General features: G+C 50.2%; 1 rRNA gene. It reads left to right on the top strand.

Annotated elements, in window-relative coordinates:
• Positions 1–2,512 (top strand): 23S ribosomal RNA (locus tag NBE98_RS00010); the annotation flags it as partial.
• Positions 2,513–2,543 lie beyond the last annotated feature (31 nt).

Below are 2,543 nucleotides of genomic sequence, written 5' to 3'. Positions count from 1 at the left end.
CTGATCCAGAGTACCACGAGACACGTGAAACCTTGTGGGAAGCAGGGAGGACCACCTCCCAAGGCTAAATACTACCTAGTGACCGATAGTGAAGAAGTACCGTGAGGGAAAGGTGAAAAGAACCCCGGGAGGGGAGTGAAATAGAACCTGAAACCGTGTGCTTACAAACAGTCGAAGGGCATTAAAGCCTGACGGCGTGCTTTTTGTAGAACGAGCCAGCGAGTTACGATGTGTAGCGAGGTTAAATACTTAAGGTATGGAGCCGAAGGGAAACCGAGTCTGAATAGGGCAAATAGTTGCATGTCGTAGACCCGAAACCGGGTGACCTATCCATGGACAGGTTGAAGCGGAAGTAAAATTCCGTGGAGGACCGAACCACGTTGGTGTTGAAAAACCATGGGATGAGCTGTGGATAGCGGAGAAATTCCAATCGAACTCGGAGATAGCTGGTTCTCCTCGAAATAGCTTTAGGGCTAGCGTCGGGTAATTGAGTAATGGAGGTAGAGCACTGAATGGGCTAGGGGTCTTTTAGATTACCGAACCCTATCAAACTCCGAATGCCATATACTTTTATCCCGGCAGTCAGACTGCGAGTGATAAGATCCGTAGTCAAAAGGGAAACAGCCCAGATCATCAGCTAAGGTCCCAAAGTGTAAGTTAAGTGGAAAAGGATGTGGGATTTCTAAGACAACTAGGATGTTGGCTTAGAAGCAGCCACTCATTTAAAGAGTGCGTAATAGCTCACTAGTCGAGAGATCCTGCGCCGAAGATGTCCGGGGCTAAAACTTACCACCGAAGCTATGAATGTACCGTAAGGTACGTGGTAGAGGAGCTTCCTGTATGGGCAGAAGTCATACCGTAAGGAGTGGTGGACTGTACAGGAGTGAGTATGCTGGCATAAGTAGCGAGAAATGAGTGAGAATCTCATTGGTCGAAAACCTAAGGTTTCCTGAGGAAGGCTCGTCCGCTCAGGGTTAGTCGGGACCTAAGCCGAGGCCGAAAGGCGTAGGTGATGGACAATCGGTTGATATTCCGATACCACCAATGGCGTTATTAGAGATGGAGTGACACAGAAGGATAGGATGTGCAGACTGTTGGATTAGTCTGTCTAAGCATTTAGGTATTCAGGTAGGCAAATCCGCCTGGATTAGCTGAGGTGCGATGGGGAGCGAAATTTAAGTAGCGAAGTATCTGATTCCACACTGTCAAGAAAAGCTTCTATCGAGGTAATTGGTGCCCGTACCGCAAACCGACACAGGTAGGTGAGGAGAGAATCCTAAGACCAGCGGAAGAATCGTTGTTAAGGAACTCGGCAAATTGACCCCGTAACTTCGGGAGAAGGGGTGCCACAGCAATGTGGCCGCAGAGAATAGTCCCAAGCAACTGTTTAGCAAAAACACAGGTCTCTGCTAAAGCGAAAGCTGATGTATAGGGGCTGACGCCTGCCCGGTGCTGGAAGGTTAAGGGGATTGGTTAGCCGTAAGGCGAAGCCATGAACTTAAGCCCCAGTAAACGGCGGCCGTAACTATAACGGTCCTAAGGTAGCGAAATTCCTTGTCAGGTAAGTTCTGACCCGCACGAATGGCGTAATGACTTGGGAACTGTCTCAACAACGAATCCGGCGAAATTGTATTGCGAGTGAAGATGCTCGCTACCCGCGATTGGACGGAAAGACCCCGTAGAGCTTTACTGTAGCTTAGCATTGAGATTCGGTATTGTCTGTACAGGATAGGTGGGAGACTGGGAAACAGGGTCGTTAGGCCCTGCGGAGTCATCCTTGGGATACCACCCTGACAGTACTGAGTTTCTAACTGGCGGCCATGAATCTGGTCACAGGACATTGTTAGGTGGGCAGTTTGACTGGGGCGGTCGCCTCCTAAAATGTAACGGAGGCGCTCAAAGGTTCCCTCAGAGCGGTTGGAAATCGCTCGAAGAGTGTAAAGGCAGAAGGGAGCCTGACTGCGACACTTACAAGTGGAGCAGGTACGAAAGTAGGACTTAGTGATCCGGTGGTTCCTCGTGGGAGGGCCATCGCTCAACGGATAAAAGCTACCTCGGGGATAACAGGCTGATCTCCCCCAAGAGTCCACATCGACGGGGAGGTTTGGCACCTCGATGTCGGCTCGTCGCATCCTGGGGCTGAAGTAGGTCCCAAGGGTTGGGCTGTTCGCCCATTAAAGCGGCACGCGAGCTGGGTTCAGAACGTCGTGAGACAGTTCGGTCCCTATCCGTCGCGGGCGCAAGAAGTTTGAGAGGAGCTGTCCTTAGTACGAGAGGACCGGGATGGACTAACCTCTGGTGCACCAGTTGTCACGCCAGTGGCACGGCTGGGTAGCTATGTTAGGACGGGATAAACGCTGAAAGCATCTAAGCGTGAAGCCCACCTCAAGATAAGACTTCTCATAGCGTAAGCTAGTAAGACCCCTTGAAGAACACAAGGTTGATAGGTCAGAGGTGTAAGTGTGGTAACATATTTAGCTGACTGATACTAATAGGTCGAGGGCTTGACCAAATATATTTTAATCTGTGCAATTTTGAAAGAA

The organism is Clostridium swellfunianum, assembly GCF_023656515.1.
Classification (GTDB): Bacteria; Bacillota; Clostridia; order Clostridiales; family Clostridiaceae; genus Clostridium_AT; species Clostridium_AT swellfunianum.
This window is presented reverse-complemented; position numbering and strand designations above follow the sequence as displayed.